Source organism: Vibrio sp. PBL-C16 (assembly GCF_034321865.1).
GTDB classification, from domain to species: domain Bacteria; phylum Pseudomonadota; class Gammaproteobacteria; order Enterobacterales; family Vibrionaceae; genus Vibrio; species Vibrio alginolyticus.
Window position 1 is genome coordinate 1,857,296 of sequence record NZ_JAXLNY010000002.1, and the last position, 17,015, is coordinate 1,874,310.

At 45.0% G+C, this 17,015-nt stretch carries 13 protein-coding genes; 5 read left to right on the forward strand and 8 right to left on the reverse strand.

The features are described from left to right. Window positions 1–60: 60 nt before the first annotated feature. On the forward strand, window positions 61–1,116 hold the full coding sequence (locus UQW94_RS16740; protein ID WP_005378100.1) for an FAD-binding oxidoreductase: 1,056 nt from the start codon (window positions 61–63) through the stop codon (window positions 1,114–1,116). 258 nt (window positions 1,117–1,374) lie between these two features. Here UQW94_RS16740 and UQW94_RS16745 read toward each other — a convergent pair whose 3' ends face one another. The 4 genes from UQW94_RS16745 to UQW94_RS16760 all read right to left on the reverse strand — a co-directional run bounded on the left by UQW94_RS16745 (window position 1,375) and on the right by UQW94_RS16760 (window position 5,777). Beyond that, on the reverse strand, window positions 1,375–2,412 hold the full coding sequence (locus tag UQW94_RS16745) for an IS110 family transposase (RefSeq protein ID WP_161440720.1): 1,038 nt from the start codon (window positions 2,410–2,412) through the stop codon (window positions 1,375–1,377). Window positions 2,413–2,658: 246 nt separating this feature from the next. After that, the gene (locus tag UQW94_RS16750) at window positions 2,659–3,600 is read right to left on the reverse strand and encodes a class I SAM-dependent methyltransferase (RefSeq protein ID WP_322142420.1); all 942 of its coding nucleotides are present in this window, start codon (window positions 3,598–3,600) and stop codon (window positions 2,659–2,661) included. Window positions 3,601–3,631: 31 nt separating this feature from the next. Continuing rightward, entirely contained in the window at window positions 3,632–4,324 is a 693-nt protein-coding gene (locus UQW94_RS16755) for a TIGR01621 family pseudouridine synthase (RefSeq protein WP_322142421.1), read from the reverse strand. An 82-nt stretch (window positions 4,325–4,406) separates the two neighbouring features. Then, on the reverse strand, window positions 4,407–5,777 hold the full coding sequence (locus UQW94_RS16760; RefSeq protein WP_256902894.1) for a sodium-dependent transporter: 1,371 nt from the start codon (window positions 5,775–5,777) through the stop codon (window positions 4,407–4,409). 430 nt (window positions 5,778–6,207) lie between these two features. On the opposite strand from UQW94_RS16760, the gene cls reads away from it, so the two are divergent. From cls to UQW94_RS16780, 4 genes are all read left to right on the forward strand, one after another. Then, window positions 6,208–7,662 (forward strand): cardiolipin synthase, encoded by a 1,455-nt coding sequence (gene cls, locus UQW94_RS16765; RefSeq protein WP_017820861.1) that lies wholly within the window; start codon window positions 6,208–6,210, stop codon window positions 7,660–7,662. 211 nt (window positions 7,663–7,873) lie between these two features. Next, window positions 7,874–9,079, forward strand: a complete 1,206-nt coding sequence (locus tag UQW94_RS16770) for a cystathionine beta-lyase (protein WP_042522027.1) — start codon at window positions 7,874–7,876, stop codon at window positions 9,077–9,079. A 248-nt stretch (window positions 9,080–9,327) separates the two neighbouring features. Next, window positions 9,328–10,233, forward strand: a complete 906-nt coding sequence (locus UQW94_RS16775) for an esterase/lipase family protein (protein WP_017820863.1) — start codon at window positions 9,328–9,330, stop codon at window positions 10,231–10,233. Window positions 10,234–10,245: 12 nt separating this feature from the next. Beyond that, window positions 10,246–11,106, forward strand: coding sequence for a lipase secretion chaperone (locus UQW94_RS16780; protein ID WP_322142422.1), 861 nt, complete (start codon window positions 10,246–10,248; stop codon window positions 11,104–11,106). 24 nt (window positions 11,107–11,130) lie between these two features. Here the strand turns inward: UQW94_RS16780 and UQW94_RS16785 are convergent, their stop codons facing one another. From UQW94_RS16785 to UQW94_RS16800, 4 genes are all read right to left on the reverse strand, one after another. Next, window positions 11,131–11,697, reverse strand: coding sequence for a DNA-3-methyladenine glycosylase I (locus UQW94_RS16785; RefSeq protein WP_005378109.1), 567 nt, complete (start codon window positions 11,695–11,697; stop codon window positions 11,131–11,133). Between the two features lie 72 nt (window positions 11,698–11,769). Continuing rightward, window positions 11,770–14,880, reverse strand: a complete 3,111-nt coding sequence (vmeI, locus tag UQW94_RS16790) for an efflux RND transporter permease subunit VmeI (protein WP_322142423.1) — start codon at window positions 14,878–14,880, stop codon at window positions 11,770–11,772. Next, window positions 14,877–15,974, reverse strand: a complete 1,098-nt coding sequence (locus tag UQW94_RS16795; RefSeq protein WP_258478757.1) for an efflux RND transporter periplasmic adaptor subunit — start codon at window positions 15,972–15,974, stop codon at window positions 14,877–14,879. Before UQW94_RS16795 ends, vmeI begins: the two co-directional genes overlap by 4 nt. A gap of 1 nt (window position 15,975) precedes the next feature. Then, complete coding sequence (locus UQW94_RS16800) at window positions 15,976–17,007, reverse strand: efflux RND transporter periplasmic adaptor subunit (protein WP_322142424.1); 1,032 nt, start codon at window positions 17,005–17,007, stop codon at window positions 15,976–15,978. Window positions 17,008–17,015: the final 8 nt, after the last annotated feature.

Below are 17,015 nucleotides of genomic sequence, written 5' to 3' on the forward strand. Positions count from 1 at the left end.
TCCTTACGTGGAGGCGCTATCTATTTCGAACTAAAAATAGCCACAACCAAAGAGATTGTTATGTTTTTTGAATGGCAAGGTAACCAACCCGTCACACTCCGTTGCATCGACAAATACTTCGAAACACACGACACCGTCAGCATCAAATTGGCCGAACTAACCGAATCACTTCTGTTTCAGTTTAAGCCTGGCCAGTTTATTAACTTGGGCGTCGAAATTGATGGAAAAATGGAGTTTCGTGCCTATTCAATCAGCTCGATCAATGAAGACGATCACCTTCAACTCACCATCAAACGAGTATCTGGCGGTAAAGTATCGAACTACATCGTTGACTCGCTGCTGCTTGGTGATACCGTTCAAGCATTACCACCAGCGGGCGAATTTAACTGCATTGACCATCCACCCGTTTTACGTGATGGCGAAACAAAAGCCTTGCTTATCAGTGCAGGTTGCGGCGTCACGCCCGTATTTTCGATGGCAAAGCACTGGCTGAGTAATCAAGATGAAAACGACAACGATGTGGACATCGCATTTCTTCATATTGCACGCAGCCCAGAAGAGACGATTTACTACGATCAGCTAGAAACGTTAGACGCTGTGTATCCCAACTTCAATTTAAAGTTGTTGCTGAAAAACCGCGAAGGAACATCGCATCCACAAGGTCGTTTGAATGCCGACTGGCTTAAAGAGCTTGTTCCTGATTTCAAACAGCGCACCGTTTACCTGTGTGGTCCAAGCCAGTTTATGCAAGATGTTCACGGCTATTTGAATGACCTTGGTTTTGACATGACGAACTTCTACCAAGAGAGTTTTACGCCAGCGACTGGCGCAGAATCATCGGTCTCCGATGAGACGGTTAACGTTTCTGTTCCTGATTTTGCTCAAAGCATCGATGCGCAAAAAGGTCAGGTACTGGCCGATGTGCTCGAAGGCGCAGGTTTACCATTAATCGTCGCTTGTCGAAGCGGAATTTGTGGCTCGTGCAAATGCAAGGTTCGTAAAGGCAACGTATCTTCCACTAGCCTAGAAACATTGACGCCAGAAGAAATTGAACAAGGCTATGTGCTCGCCTGCTCATCAATCATCGAAGCGGATCTTGAAGTGCAGATCGGTTAATGCTGCTGGTATCGATCTTTTATTGTTTCCCGTCATTCCGTATATGGACTCCCGAGTTATTACAACTTGTTTAGCGAGAATAGATTAGATGCATGCGTATATTCGGGTTTTAATGAGTAGCTAACTCGACCCTAGATGTATTCGCACCTTGATGCCATTTCGCGAGCGCGGAAATAATCCAAAGGAATGATCTGGCTCTTCAAGGTCGGTCTTACCTGTTCTTCGCTATATCAAGATGTAAATAACGTCTTTGACTTACTACTCGTAAGTTAGAGGCACTTGATACTCACTGCCATAATGAAGCAATGCCCAAGCTGTTCTTGTGGTCTTATTTGCTAAAGCAACCGCGGCTTTCATTAACCCTGCACGCTGAATCAGTGACTTGAGCCAAGTCTCTTTAACATTCCTTGGCTCTCGTTTATTTACAACCTTCGCAACAGCAAGCGCTCCCTGTATCAAGCTTGAACGTAACTTCTTCTGTCCAACTTTTTTGCTGATACCCAAAAGGGTAACTCTTCCTCCAGTACTATGCTGTTTTGGAGTAAGTCCAATACAAGCCGAAGCCTCTCGACCATTTTTGAAGTTACCGCCATTGGCTCCTAACGAAAGATAAAGCCCTAAAGCATTGACTGGACCAACGCCCTCTAGAGCTTCAAGTTTTCTACATGCATCATGGTGCTTGAGGTGTTGGGTTAAGCTCGTTTCTAAATCTGCCCTCTTTTTTGCTAAGGTCTCATGCAAATGAAATGCGTTTGCTATGTGCTCTCTTAAGATATCAGGAAGTGAGTTCTGACCATCTTCCAGAATTTCAATAATGTGCCTTTTAAAGGCGCTATGTCCTTTGGGGATATTGAAGCCAAACTCTGAAAGCAAGGAGCGAACCATGTTACTTGTCGCTGTCATCGAATCGGTTAAGTGCTGTCTTATTCTATCGATCGATTGTAGTGCCTGTTCATCAATAGATTTTAAAGCGACAAAACGGGCGTTAGCTTGCTGAGATGCAACAGCAATCGCTGTTGCATCATTCTTATCTGTTTTTTGTCCCGTTCGATATGCCGTGACATATTTTGGGGCAATGAGGCAAACCGAATGCCCATGGTTGCAGCAGAACCGTCCCCAATAATGGGCTGTAGAGCATGCCTCCATAACCACGGTCGTTGGAGGTTGTTGTATTAACCAAGCTTTTAATTTTTCGCGAGTAAATACTTTATTAAACTCATCAGAGCTTCCTTGAAGCTTACAAACTTGGAAAGAGTGCTTTGCTAAATCAATGGCGATAGTAGTAGACTTTTTCATGTATGGACTCCTTAGATTTAGGCTTTGACACCATAAATTCTAGCTCCCTCCAGAGGGAGGGAGTCCATACATCGCGAGCCTAGGCGAGATCAGGAACCTAATATCAGCGTGTTAGGAATAACTTATTCTGATAATAGACTCTGAATCACACTCGCGTCTCGCTATTCAGATTGACGGGGTATCGCGGAAATGCCAGCCGTACTCAAACGGCTGGTACTATAGATAGGTACAACTTTCGTTTCGTCGTCATTGCTTCTCGCTAAACAACAACACTTTCAATGCTGCTTCGCTGTCTACGTCCATAAACTCTGGTGGGTTATCCAGACGCTCACGGAATGTCAACTCTGGCGCTTCTTCTTTCATGCTTTCAATCAAGAAGTCGCTTGTCACAGATGGCGAGTTCACACATGCCATCACTTGACCGCCTTCTGCCAACAAATCCGGCAATCGACGTAGAATCTTTTTGTAGTCTTTAGTCAGCGCAAAACTGCCTTTCTGGAATGAAGGCGGATCGATGATGATCAAATCATACTGACCAGATTTCTTAATCTTACCCCAAGATTTAAAGATATCGTGCCCCATAAAGCTTACCTGGTTGATGTTATGACCATTTAGCTTGTGGTTCTCACGACCTTTAGACAGCGACGCTTTCGCCATGTCGACGTTAACCACTTTATCTGCGCCACCGGCAATGGCAGCGACAGAAAAGCCACACGTGTAAGCAAACAAGTTGAGCACGTTTTTATGCTTGGCATTTTCCCGTACCCAATCACGACCGTAGCGCATGTCCAAAAACAGACCGAAGTTTTGGTTGCGGCCAATATCCAATTGGTATTTCAAACCGCTTTCTTCAACGACAGGACGAGCGTCTAATTCACCGACAAGCACTTCTGAAGGCGTACCATCGGCATAACGGTGCTGAAGAACCATAGTACGACCTTGCTTGTCTGCCCACAGTGGTGATAGTGCCAACGCATTGAGGCCGCTTTTCAGCTCAGCGAGAAACGCGTCGTCGACTTCTTTAAACAAGTTGATGATCAACTGACCTTGTAACCAATCACAGGTAATTTGCTCTAAGCCCTCAAAACGGCGGCCACGACCATGAAACAGTCGACGAATTTCATTCGGAGCTTGCGCGAGCTCGGTTTCTAGATGCTGAAAAAACAGCGAAAGTTGTGATGCTTGCATCGAGTTCTCTTATTAGTTTTCTTTGTGACGGTTATTTGATCGTAGGCCAGTTCAGTTCCCAGGGGGAAAGCCAAGTATCCAAACCCTGAGAGACGGTTTCACTGTGCCATTTGTTACCAAGCACTTTGTATTCTCGTGGATCGCAAACAAAGCGATATTGCTCATCTCGGTATTGGAAGCAAAGTGAAAATGCGTGCAGATAACCGCGATCAGCCTCATTGCCTGCATTGTAAATCTGGTCGCCAACAATACCTGAGCCAACCGATTTTAATGCCACGCGGATTTGATGCGTTTTACCAGTGTGTGGCTTACATAAAAATAGGCGCTCTCCAGGCTCTGCCGCAAGAGAGAAAAACTGGGTGACGGCTGGGTTATTTTTACTGTTGACCAGCTTCCATGATGAACGGCGCGAACGCTCCATATCACCAACGACCAAACCTTGTTTCTTTTTCGGCTTTTTAGAGCCAATCGCCAGATAGAACTTTTCCACTTGGCGGTCAGCAAAAGCTTGCGATAACGCACTAGCCGCTTTGGCGTTGCGTCCGAGGAGCAGAATACCCGATGTCATTTTATCCAAGCGATGGATAAGATAGAGCTGCTCATCACCACTCTGCTTAGCCACTTCTTGCAGCAGCATTGTGTCGCCATCGTCTTTATGAACAGAGACGTTGGGATGCTTATTGATGATCAGAAAATCGGGATGGGTATGTAGAATATCGAACATAAAAAACTGGCTCCACGTTTGGAGCCAGCAGTATACATAAGTTACCGGACAAAGCTATCGAGGCTTGCCCCTAAGGTCTTTTCTAAAGCTTCTTCGAGAAAATGCCAGCAAGACCAATGATTGCGATACCCAGCAGCATGATTTCACCTTTGCCACTATCAAAGCCAGACTTAATCCCCATGAAGGCAACAATAGCAATCGCAACAGGAATCAGGTATTTAACTAGGTTGTACCACAATCCAAATAGCGGGAAGGATACTTCGCCGTCATTAGTGATCTCTTTTTCTAACTCAGCACGGCTTAGGCGCCATCCTGCAAAGATACAAACCAACATACCACCAACCGCTAAGAAGATTTTGTCCGTTAGTAAGTCAAAGATATCAAAGGCACCGGTACCAAACAGCGTTGGTCCCATTCCACCTAACGATAGTGACGCAAAAATACATAATGCCGCCATAACTGCACTTGCAGACAGAACTGCGTTAGAGCGCTTCATGCCTTTCTCGTCGATTAGGTAAGACACGACAACTTCCAATAGTGATACTGAAGAAGTTAATGCCGCCACCGTCAAACCGATGAAAAATAGCAACGCGAATAGCAACCCAATCACACCGCCCATTTCAGCAAATAGCTGAGGAACGACAACGAATACAAGACCAGGGCCTGCCGCAGGCTCCATGCCAAAGGCAAACATTGCTGGGAACATAGCAACACCAGCAAGAATCGCGACACCAGTATCCATCGCTGTAACCATACCGGTTGTTTGAACTAGGTTCTCTTTCTTCTTCAGGTAAGAACCGTACGTCATCATACAACCCATACCTAAGCTAAGTGAGAAGAACGCCTGTCCTAGTGCAGCAAGAACCACGTTGCTGTCGACTTTAGAAAAGTCCGGCATGAATAAGAACTCAAGGCCAGCCATTGCACCTGGCAGCATTAAGCCCTTAACAGAAACAACGATTAGGATTAAGAACAGTAGCGGCATCAGAACCTTACCGGCTTTCTCAATACCACCCGAAATCCCTTTCATCACGATCATGACGTTAAGGAACAGGTAAACACCCATCCACATTAAAGGTTGAATCGGATCTGAGATGAAACCGCCAAAACTGTCGCCAATTGCTTCTGGCGCGCTGAGTAGACCACCACCCACTTTAAAGATGTAGGCCAATGCCCAACCACCAACCACAGGGTAGAAGCCCATGATCAAAAGACCACTGAAAACTCCCATAACGCCAGTGAACGTCCAGCGTCGGTCAGTTGTTTTGAATGCACCTACGGCAGAAAGACCTGTATTACGACCAATAGCGAACTCTGTCAGCATCACGCTAAAGCCGATAAAAATTACAAAGATAAGATAGATAGCAACGAATGCACCGCCGCCACTCTCACCTGCTGTGTAAGGGAATTTCCATATATTGCCTAAACCGACAGCGGAACCCGCTGCTGCCATTACGAAGCCTAGTTTAGACCCCCACGTATCACGTGGTGCTGCTGTATTAGTTGTAGCCACGCTTTTTCTCCAAAATTAGTTTGTTGTGTATGCATAGAGATAGGCGTCTAAAAAGTTTATGTAAAAATTATTGTACACTTATAAAATAAGCGTTCGACGCACTATGTCTAGAAAGTAAAGCAGCTCCCCTTTAAAATTGGAACCCCAAAAAAGTACATTTATCGCACAAGTGTCGAGTTACGCAGGTTAAATGCTGCTTTTTTGTTCAAAAGTTAAAGAATGACCTTATTTTTCACATTAAAATAACAGAATCAGCTGTTATGAAATTCGTTCCTCATATAAGGTCAATCCCACGTCTAAATGGGAAATCTATTCCCCCAACCCACTTTTATGCTTAATATCCTAGAAGGGCATATTACTCTGAGCGTATATGGACAAGTTTTATCACTTTCTTACTTTAGCTGGCATCGGGCTATATTGGTTACTGGTCGCAGGTGTGACCATTCGTGTCGTTTTAAAGCGCCGTGCAGTGAGCGTGTCTTTAGCTTGGCTAATGATCATTTATATCCTTCCCGTTCTGGGTGTCGCATGTTATTTCCTCTTCGGTGAACTGAACTTAGGCAGAAAACGAGCCGAACGTGCGAAAGAGATGTTTACACCATTCGAGAAGTGGTTCAGTCAGCTTAACGACTGTAACGCGCACAACCCAGAAACGATGGGAAGGCACATCTACCGAATTGATGAACTTTGTAACAACCGCCTTGGTCTTCCCGCATTGAGCGGTAATACATTGTCGCTGCAACAGTCACCTAATGAGATTTTGCATTCCATTATTGAAGACATCGAAAACGCGCAGAGCAGTATTCGAATGGTATTCTACATTTGGCATCCGGGTGGTTTGGCTGACTCTGTCGCTTCTGCACTTATCCAAGCGGCTAAACGCGGCGTAGATGTCAAACTATTGCTCGATTCAGCAGGTAGCCCGCGTTTTTTCAGAAGTCCTTGGTATCGAATGATGCAGGATGCTGGAATTGAAGTTATTCAAGCGTTAGAAGTGAAGATGTGGCGTATTTTCTTACGTCGTCTTGATCTTCGCCAACATCGCAAGATCATCGTAATTGATGATGAAATTGCTTATACAGGTTCAATGAACTTGGTTGACCCGGCTTACTTCAAGCAAAATAGTGGCGTTGGGCATTGGGTGGATATCATGGTTCGCATTACAGGACCAACGGTAAACGTATTGAGTGCCATCCACTGTTGGGATTGGGAAGTCGAAACTGGCGAACGTCATTTACCAAGACTACCTGAATGCAAGATCGATGAGAGTGAATTCCAACACCCTATTCAGGTTGTGCCTTCTGGCCCAGGTATGCCGGAATATCTGATCTATCAAGTATTAACATTGGCAATAAACCAAGCCAATCGCTCGGTACGAATCACAACACCATATTTCGTGCCCAATGCTGATTTACTCGAAACGTTAAAGATGACAGCACAACGAGGCATTAACGTTGAACTCATTATTCCCCATAAAAATGACTCTATGATGGTGCAATGGGCGTCACGCGCTTTTTATAGTGAGCTCTTGAGTGCAGGGGTCAAGATTTATGAGTTTTATGGTGGTTTGCTGCATACAAAATCTGTCGTAATTGACGACCAATTCTGTTTAGTTGGCACCGTAAACATGGATATGCGCAGCTTGTGGCTGAACTTCGAAGTGACCCTCGCCGTTGATGACGAAGAGTTCACCAAGCAAATGTCTTGGTTACAAGATAGCTATATTAAGCAATCTCACACTGTTGTATTGGAAGAATGGGAGAAAAGGAGCCTATTTTCTCGGTTCTTAGAGCGAGTATTCTATCTCTTCAATCCACTCCTTTAATACCTCAAATACACCGACTAAAAAACCTCCAGCGCTACATGCATCCTGCTGGAGGTTTGTTCTTTTAGCTCCCTATCTACACGATACCTCTCGACATCATTACCTGTTCATCTTGGCTGTTATTGGCTGATAGTTGACTTTTCCCTTGCATAACCTACGTCGTCCATGTTTTAAATATTCCAAACCGCAATATTTAAGACAGGGAACTTTTATGTCAGAGGGAAAAAAAACCAAACTCATTACCGCTGGCCGCGATAAAAAGTGGACAAATGGTGTTGTAAACCCACCCGTTCAACGCGCTTCAACTGTGGTATTCAATACCGTTGCAGAAAAGAACCAAGCCACCATTAATCGTGCAAACAAAACGTTGTTTTATGGTCGCCGAGGCACCAACACGCACTTTGCTTTCCAAGACGCAATGGTTGAGATTGAAGGTGGAGCTGGTTGCGCGCTTTACCCTTGTGGAACGGCAGCAATTTCAAACGCCATCCTCTCTTTCGTTGAAACTGGCGATCACATTCTAATGGTGGACACTTGTTACGAACCAACTCGTGACTTTTGTAACACCATCATGAAGAAAATGGGCATCGAAACCACCTATTATGACCCAATGATCGGTGAAGGTATCCGAGACTTGATTCAGCCGAATACCAAAGTCCTTTTCTTAGAATCTCCTGGTTCAATAACCATGGAAGTCCAAGATGTACCTACATTAGCGCGCATTGCCCACGAGCAAGATATCATTGTGATGCTTGACAACACATGGGGAGCTGGCGTGAACTTCTCTCCTTTCGAGCATGGCGTAGACATTTCCATTCAAGCGGCGACTAAGTATATCGTTGGACATTCAGATGTCATGCTAGGTACTGCTGTGGCTTCTGAAAAGTATTGGGATCAGCTTCGTGAACAAAGCTACCTGATGGGTCAGTGCGTTTCTCCTGACGACGCATACCTAGGTCTTCGAGGTATTCGCACGTTGGATGTTCGCCTAAGACAGCACGCAGAAAGCAGTTTAAAAGTCGCTCAGTGGCTCGCTTCTCGCCCAGAAGTTGATCATGTCCGCCATCCAGCTTTAGAAACAAGCCCTGGCCATGAGTTTTTCAAACGAGACTTCACAGGTGGAAACGGCTTGTTTTCATTTGTTCTCAAAACGTCTTATCCAAAAGCGACGACGGCTCTGCTTGATGGTATGAAACACTTCAGTATGGGTTACTCTTGGGGCGGTTATGAAAGCCTCATTCTAGCTAACGAACCTAAGAGCTTTAACAGCCTGAGAACCGTAGCTCACCCACACTTTGAAGGTACTTTGGTTCGTATTCATATTGGCTTAGAAGACGTAAATGACTTGATCGCTGATTTAGAGGCTGGTTTTGCGCGTTATAATGCCTTAATGCTTGAAAAAGAAGCCTCCCTATAACAATGATTGAATCGCCCTGCATTGCGGGGCGTTTTTATAAGCCCCTGACTTAATTAGAATTAACTAACATTCACCCGAACCATTAATTAATGTTAATCATTTGTGTTGTTTTTCAATTGAGCAGTCACAGAATGAAATAATGTGCCACAAATAGGCTTTCCAAATTTAGAGTTTCTCTCCTACTTTTTATCATTCATAAGAGGTCATACCACAAGGAGATAGTTTTGAAACTCAAATTTATAGCGCTAATGCTTTTTACCTTAGTTACCGTCCCAATAACCTCCGTATACGCTGCAACAGGTTATACCCAAACCAAGTATCCGATTGTTCTGGTTCACGGTTTGTTTGGTTTTGATACCCTGGCAGGCGTTGATTACTTTTTCGGAATACCACATTCCTTAACAAAAGATGGCGCTACGGTTTATGTTGCACAGGTATCCGCGACCAATAGCAGCGAAGTTCGAGGGGAGCAACTGCTTGCTCAAGTCGAAACCTTACTTGCAGCAACAGGCGCAGAGAAAGTCAATCTCATTGGTCACAGTCATGGTGGTCCAACAACGCGCTATGTTGCCTCTGTCCGTCCTGACCTAGTCGCATCAGTTACGAGTATAGGAGGCGTTAATAAAGGGTCTAAAGTGGCAGATCTAGTTCGTGGCACCGTATCCGAGGGTTCGGGTAGTGAGCAGCTCGCGGTAAAACTGGCGCAAGGCTTAACTACTCTTATTAATCTTCTATCAGGTGGTTCTGATCTCGACCAAGACCCTTTAGCCTCACTAGCAGCATTAACCACGGAAGGATCATTAGCGTTTAACCAACACTACCCGGAGGGAGTCCCTACCAGTGAATGTGGTAATGGTGACTTGCTGGCTTCAAATGGCGTTTATTACTACTCATGGACCGGATCATCCACTTTTACAAACGTTTTCGATCCGACCGACGCTGCCATGATGGTACTTGGCTTAGCCTTTGATGGGCCAAATGATGGCTTAGTTGGTGCGTGCAGCACACATTTGGGCAAAGTCATACGTGATGATTATCAAATGAACCATTTGGATGAAATTAACGGCCTACTCGGTATTCATCATCTTTTTGAAACCGATCCAGTCACGCTTTATCGCCAACATGCAAATCGTCTCAAACTTCAAGGTTTATAAGAGGTCATCACAATGAAGAAAGTCGCTCTCACCACTTTTATCCTGCTCTCGATATTTGGCGTGGGAGCGCTTTCTCTGTTGCAAAGCGACAAACAACAAGAGATAACCTCTAACCATTCGCAATCTCAGCAAGATATAGCCGCCGATGTCTCTTCTCCAAAAGATTTCTTCGAATATTCTCTTAGCCGGCTGGGCGAAGAAGATCTCGATACGATCAAAGCGGAAGTCAATGATGACACTTTAGCAAAGCAAACTCTGAATATTGATGCCACACTTTTTCAAGCCTACCTTTCCTACAAGCAAGCACTCACTGCATTAGAGCCTTTTGAGCACAACCACCTAACTCTTGAACAGTTAACCATGCTGAATGAAGCAATACTGAACTTACAGCTTCAATACTTTAACGAGGTGCAGATAACCCAATTGTTTGACGAAGAAAACCGACTTCGCCAACTTGCTTTAGAAAAGCTGACGATTAAAACACAGGCATCGGATATCGAGAGTCAAGCACACCTTCTCAATCAAGCGCTATCAGAACAACCGGATTACATACGAGAAAGTGAACGCAATAACGCATTAGCAGAGCAGCTCGAGCAAGCTTCTCAGCTTGATTCACAAGACAAGTACATCGCCCGTGTTGCTCTGGTAGGAGATGCCGGAGCGCAGAGGCTGCAAAAGCTTGATGAGCAAAGAGCATCATTTGAGACTCAACTCGCCACTTACTTAAAGCAGCGTCAAAATATTCTGAATAGGGGTTTTTTAGGGCAAGACGAAAAACAGGCAGAAATCATTGCTTTAAGAAAACAAAGCTTCGATGCCACTCAATGGCGTCGAATCGAAGCTTTGGAACGTATTCATGATAGCCAGAACTAACAACATTAGCTTAATAGCCAAACGTCACTTATTCTGCTTTTTAGGACATCCAACGATATGGTCATCCACCATGCCGACGGCTTGCATGAAAGCATAACAGATGGTTTCACCGACAAACTTGAAGCCTTTCTTTTTTAGGAATTTACTCATGGCTTTGGATTGCTCTGTCGAAGCTGGTACGTCACTCATATGTTGCCATTGATTGACGATTGGTTCACCGTCCACGAACTGCCACAACGCGTCTGATAAACTCCCGTATTCAGCAATTAACGCTTTAGCCGCTTTGGCATTACTAAATACCGAGTTAATCTTTCCACGATGTCTCACAACATCGAAGTTTTCCACGATGTATTCAGCGCGTTCTTCATTTCTTTGTTCCAACGCATCTAGATCGTAATTCTCGAACGCTTCTCTGTAACCTTCGCGCTTTTTAAGGATGGTGATCCAACTAAGACCAGCTTGCGCACCTTCCAAAGTAATAAATTCAAACAGGACTTGGTCGTCATATACTGGCACGCCCCATTCGGAATCATGATATTCGCGCTCTAATGGGTGATTCATCGCCCACGCACACGTTTTTTGTTCTGTCATTATTCTTCCTTAAAAAGCGCCTCTAACTGATGAGCTAGAGGCGCAATACTTTTCATCGTTATATCAGTAGCACTAAGCCTGTTTCGGTACTGCCACTTTATGGAACAAACGATACAACACTGGCACGACAATCAGTGTCAGGACTGTCGCAAAACCCAAACCAAACATAATCGTAACCGCCATTGGTTTGAAGAAAATATCTGGCAACAGTGGGATCATACCAAGGATCGTCGTGATAGCAGCCATACAAACGGGACGGACGCGACTTACCGCAGCATCAACAACCGCGTCATAAGCCTCTTTACCGGACTTCATTTCAATTTCAATTTGGTCCAGTAATACGATGCCATTTTTGAGCACCATTCCCGATAAGCTTAAGAAGCCGAGCAATGCCATAAAACCAAACGGCGTGTTGAGTGCCAACAAACCTGTGGTGACGCCAATTAACGCCAGCGGCACGGTAAGCCAAACAATGAGTGGCTCTTTGATAGAGTTAAATAGGAATACAGTGATCAAGAACATGAACAAGTACCCCATTGGCATGGTAGTAAACAGCGACTCTTGAGCATCACCAGAAGATTCGTATTCACCACCCCACTCTAGTGAATAGCCAGGAGGCATTTGAATCGCTTCGATTTGGGGCTGTAAACGTTTTTGCAACGTCGATGCGGTTTCTTCACCTAGAATATCAGGGTCTGCCATCACAGTGAGCATACGCTTACGGTTCTTACGCACAATAATAGGATCCTCCCAACGCATGTCGTAACCCATTGTGACTTGTTGAAGTGGAATAAACTCACTCTGTGCTGGACTCCATATTTTCATGCCTTCGATGTTACGAATATCAATACGTTCATCTTCAGGTAAGCGAGCCACGATAGGCATGAGCGTCGTGCCGTCTCGGTAAAGGCCTATCGTCATTCCAGAGAATGACATAGACAAGAAGTCATCGACATCTGATTTTGTAATGCCATAGCGACGTGCCTGACTCTCGTTAAACTGCGGTTCAAGAACTTGGGTTCGTTCACGCCAATCATGCCTGATATTTGTTGCCTGAGGATCGGCGTACATGATGTCCTTGACCTGAGCGGCTATCGTACGAAGGACGGTTGGATCTGAACCAATAATGCGCGCTTCAATTTTTGCACCACCACCAGGGCCTAACTCAATCTGTTTGAGCTTGTAATTGATTTCTGGGTAGTTGGCTTTTAAATACTCTCGAAACTTCGCCATTAATGGTTTCAACGCTTCGTAATTTTCCATACGAGTGGTTATCTCACCATAAGCCGCATAACTTTTCTCTGGCGCGTACGTTAACATGAAGCGCTGTAAACCTTTACCCGCGGTCGTCGTGATATGGTCAACATGCTCTTGCTTAGCTAACCAACTTTCTAACTCTTTAAGCGTTGTGTTGGTTGCTCGAATATCAGTTCCTTCTGGCATCCATACATCTAACTGAAAAATCGGCGTTGTCGAAGATGGGAAAAACGCTTGCTTCACAAAGGTGAACCCGTAAACACTTGCCGCTAATCCCGCAATCAGCACCACAACGGTAAACCAAGCACGACGCATACAAAACTGAAGAAACTTTTTATAAATAACGAAAATAATCCCGTTATATGGATCATTTTCTTCCCCTTCACCTTGTTTAATCTTCTGGCCTTTAAAGAAGATGTCAGCAAAGAATGGTGTCAACGAGATAGCGGTAAACCAGCTCAACATTAAAGAGATCAGCAGAACCGTAAATAAAGTGCCACAGTATTCGCCCGTCGAGTCTTCAGACAGTCCAATTGGCGCAAATGCAGTTACCGCAATCACAGTTGCCCCAAGTAATGGCCACTTTGTTTGGGTAACAATGTCGGTCGCTGCTTGGAGTCGAGTTCGCCCTTTTTGAGTACCAATCAAAATCCCCTCAACCACAACGATGGCATTGTCCACCAGCATACCTAACGCGATAACCAAGGCACCTAATGAAATCCGCTGCAAATCTATCGCGAGATACTTCATGAAAATGAACGTACCCAATACCGTCAGCAGCAAGATTAAACCGATAAGTAGCCCCGAACGTAGCCCCATAAAGAACAGAAGTACGATAATAACGATACCGACTGCTTGAGCTAAGCTCACAACAAAACCGCTAACCGATTTATCCACCTCTTTAGGCTGACTGTAAATTTCCGAGATTTCGATACCGACAGGTTGTTGGTACTTTAGCTCGGCAAGGCGATGATCAAACGCTTTTCCGACTTCAACCACATTGACGCCTTCAGCAAAAGAAACGCCGACGTTTAGTGCAAGACTTCCGTTAAAATTAATAATATTACTCGGTACTTCTACATACCCGCGTTTTATTTCCGCCACATCTTTCAAGAAAATGAGCCCCTGAGCGCCCGACTCAGTAATCAACAAATCACCCAGCTCCTCCACACTCTGGAACTCGCCAGTCGGCTGAATTCTGATGTACTCGTCACCAATTCTGATCGCTCCTGCGTCAGAAACCACGTTTTGCGTCGAAAGAAGATTAAACACGGTATCCGGAGCAAGACCTATACTGCTCAGCTTTTTCATCGATACTTCGATGAAAACTTGTTCTTGCTGTTGCCCGGATACCGAAACTTTACTCACGCCATCAACCAGTTCGAGCTCTCGGCGTAAGTAATCGACGTAATCCAGTAGCTCTTTATAGCTATAACCGTCGCCAGTCACCGCTAACAAAATCCCGTAAACATCACCAAAATCATCGATCACTTGAGGTTCATTCACACCTGGAGGCAACGTCCCTTTAAGGTCGTTCACTTTACGGCGCAACTCATCCCAAATTTGTGGTAGATCATCAGGGCCATAATTGTTCTTCATCGTGACCGTGATTTGAGATAATCCCCGGCTAGAAATCGAATTTACTTCATCAACATAAGTAAGCTGCTGAATCGCTTTTTCGATTGGGTACGTCACTTCTTCTTCGACTTGTTGCGGTGTCGCACCAGGGTAAGAGGTCACTACCATCGCATCTTTAATAGTAAAAGCAGGGTCCTCAAGACGCCCTAAACCAAAGAATGCGGCGATACCACCAATCAAAAATATCAGTGCGACCATCCAACTGATGACGCGATTTCGGATGAAGTACGCAGCAATACCGGTCACATCATCATCACTTTGAGGCACTGATTTATTAAGATCGCTCATAGACCGACCTCCTGCGTAGCCATTTCCTGTATCACTTCCACTTTCATGCCATCCCTTAATCGAGAAACACCGGCAATCACGACTTTGTCTTTGAGCATGAGACCATCAAGGATTTGAATGGACGTTTTAGATGCCTTACCTGCTCGCACCTGTTTGCGCGATACCGTATTGTCGTCATTCAGTACCCAAACAAATTTGTTTTCGCGCCCCAGCTCGTCACCATCCGCATTAAAAATGGCTTCGATAGGAACATTAATTCCTAGGTTGAGATCAAGCCCAACATTCTCGTCTTTAGAAGTTACCTCAACAGCCATACCATCTAGGATGTACTCTTCTTCCGGCATAGGAAGCGACAGTGTGACAGTAAACGTACCTGTTGTTGGGTCGGGTTCGGTTGTAAATTCTTTTACCGTCGCGTTATATTCGTTACCACTGGGCACGCGCACTAATGCTTTGATCGCGGTAAGCCTTTCTTCCGTTGGCGGTTGGTTCACATAGAGGCGGTCAGGAAGCTGAATCAACACTTCGACTCGCTCCAAGCTGTGAATATTAACGATATGCTGTCCGACTTGAACATTTTCGAATTGGTCGATATTAACTCGCGAAATAATCCCATCCACGGGCGCTTTTAAGGCAGTAAATGATAGACGAAGTTTGGCTAACTGAAGCTCAGCTAAGGCGATTTGTCGTTGTGCTGCAATTTCATCAAACTGAGACTTAGCTAATAGGCCTTTATCAACCAAAGGGCGTGAGCGGCGATACTGACTGTCGACAACAGAAAAACGCGCACTCGCATTATCTACATCCAACTCATAGTCCGTGGGATCTAGCGTTGCAATAACATCACCCTTCGTGACTTTGTCGCCCTCTTTTACCATGATGCTGCTGACTTCTCCTGCCACTCTGAAGCTCAAATGAGAGCGATCCGCTGCATTCGCAACCGCAGGGAAGTACAAGTTGTCATCCACCTTGTTTCCCGCTAATGACGTAACTCTAACTCGTGGCGTTTCGAGCTCTTTTTCTGGCGCCTTATCCCCACAGCCAACGAGAAAAAGCGTTGAAAGTAAAGTCGCTAGAGAGATGACTCCTTTCATATTACAACCCTCTTTCCTTAATCCACGCTCTTACCTTAATTCCGGGTTCAATTACACTGACACCCGAGATAATGATTTGGTCGCCATCGTTAAGCCCGGCTAACACTTGATTTTTGTCATTCATCTCAATTGCGGCTTTGGATACAATGCCTTGCTCATCGACACGCCAAACGTATGTTTTGCCGTTTTCTTCTAGCAACGCGGAGTTAGGAATCTTTGTCGCTCCTGCACTTTTGGACAGGAGGTAAGCATTGCCAGACATTCCCGGCAAAAGGCCAATTTCTGCTGGCCGCTCCATGACCATCGTGACTTTGTAACTGCCCGTTTTAGGGTCGGCTTCTGTATCGATTTCCTGAAAGGTTAAGTCAAAGGCTCGCTCGGGGAACGCATCAAATATCATTCTGGCAGAGACATCGCTCCCCTGCGTGTAACGATTTAGAAGATAGTCTGGGATTTGGAATATCACTTTGAGGAGTTGGTTGGACTGAATATTCATCACCCCTTCTTTCGCGGCAACATATTCATGGTTTTCTGCTGGAATGTACGAAATAGTTCCATCATATGGCGCGACAAGTCTGGTATACCTTAAGTTTGCCTTTGCTTGATTCCATTGAGCTTTTGCCGAGTTGTGGTTCGCTTTTGCCTCATCAAAATCTTGCTCAGATACTACTTGGTCTTTACGTAGCTTTTGGTATCGCTTGTATTGCACATCTGCGAGCAAAAAATTTGCCCGAGCTTGCTGTTCGAGCAGAGAATATTCATCTGGGTTTAATGACGCCAAAACATCACCTTTACTGACGACTTGACCTTCATTCACTTCTATCGTTTGAAGAAGCCCAGGAACTCGAAATGTCAGTACTGCTCTATCGCCAGCTTCCGTCGTGGCAGGAAAATGTCGCTCAAACTGGGCATTGCCAACAGATACTGTAAATAGCTTCGCAGGGCGCGATTCAGGTTCAGGAACAGGAGGAAGTTCTTTACCGCACCCCGACAAGACAGCCGAGATGGCAATAGGAATGAGCAATTTTCTCATTACATTCA

Coding starts and splice junctions, on each gene's coding strand:
- UQW94_RS16770 (WP_042522027.1), top strand. CDS start 7,874: ATGTCAGAGGGAAAAAAAACCAAACTCATTACCGCTGGCCGCGATAAA.
- cls (WP_017820861.1), top strand. CDS start 6,208: ATGGACAAGTTTTATCACTTTCTTACTTTAGCTGGCATCGGGCTATAT.
- UQW94_RS16755 (WP_322142421.1), bottom strand. CDS start 4,324: ATGTTCGATATTCTACATACCCATCCCGATTTTCTGATCATCAATAAG.
- UQW94_RS16795 (WP_258478757.1), bottom strand. CDS start 15,974: ATGAAAGGAGTCATCTCTCTAGCGACTTTACTTTCAACGCTTTTTCTC.
- UQW94_RS16800 (WP_322142424.1), bottom strand. CDS start 17,007: ATGAGAAAATTGCTCATTCCTATTGCCATCTCGGCTGTCTTGTCGGGG.
- UQW94_RS16760 (WP_256902894.1), bottom strand. CDS start 5,777: ATGGCAGCAGCGGGTTCCGCTGTCGGTTTAGGCAATATATGGAAATTC.
- UQW94_RS16750 (WP_322142420.1), bottom strand. CDS start 3,600: ATGCAAGCATCACAACTTTCGCTGTTTTTTCAGCATCTAGAAACCGAG.
- UQW94_RS16740 (WP_005378100.1), top strand. CDS start 61: ATGTTTTTTGAATGGCAAGGTAACCAACCCGTCACACTCCGTTGCATC.
- vmeI (WP_322142423.1), bottom strand. CDS start 14,880: ATGAGCGATCTTAATAAATCAGTGCCTCAAAGTGATGATGATGTGACC.
- UQW94_RS16775 (WP_017820863.1), top strand. CDS start 9,328: ATGCTTTTTACCTTAGTTACCGTCCCAATAACCTCCGTATACGCTGCA.
- UQW94_RS16745 (WP_161440720.1), bottom strand. CDS start 2,412: ATGAAAAAGTCTACTACTATCGCCATTGATTTAGCAAAGCACTCTTTC.
- UQW94_RS16780 (WP_322142422.1), top strand. CDS start 10,246: ATGAAGAAAGTCGCTCTCACCACTTTTATCCTGCTCTCGATATTTGGC.
- UQW94_RS16785 (WP_005378109.1), bottom strand. CDS start 11,697: ATGACAGAACAAAAAACGTGTGCGTGGGCGATGAATCACCCATTAGAG.